Origin of the sequence: Mesorhizobium silamurunense, assembly GCF_014843825.1 — a bacterium.
GTDB classification, from domain to species: Bacteria; Pseudomonadota; Alphaproteobacteria; order Rhizobiales; family Rhizobiaceae; genus Mesorhizobium; species Mesorhizobium silamurunense.
Genome location: NZ_JHQR01000448.1, coordinates 1 through 263, shown reverse-complemented (window position 1 = coordinate 263; position 263 = coordinate 1). Strand labels below are relative to the sequence as shown.

Genomic DNA, 263 nt, shown 5'->3' with positions numbered 1-263 from the left:
TTGAGGCCGCCGATGTTGACGGTGCGCGCCTTGTTGCTCGCGGCATAGTCGGCGACGCCGAAATGCATCGCCTCCAGCCGGCCGGGTGTGGCGGCGATCGCCTCGACATTGGCCATGCCGAGCGCGGTCTCGATCAGCGCTTCGAGGCCGACGCGGGTCTTGAAACCCTTGGCCATCTCGATCTGGTTGACCATGGCCTCGACCATATAGAGGTCGGCCGGCACGCCGACCTTCGGCACCAGGATGGTGTCCAGCCGGTCACC

Annotated in this window: 1 protein-coding gene; it reads right to left on the bottom strand. The window is 66.2% G+C overall.

Translation table 11 applies throughout. The features are described from left to right. Positions 1-263 (bottom strand): aldolase/citrate lyase family protein (locus DH10_RS35920; RefSeq protein ID WP_246811702.1); only part of this gene is annotated, 263 nt, incomplete at both ends.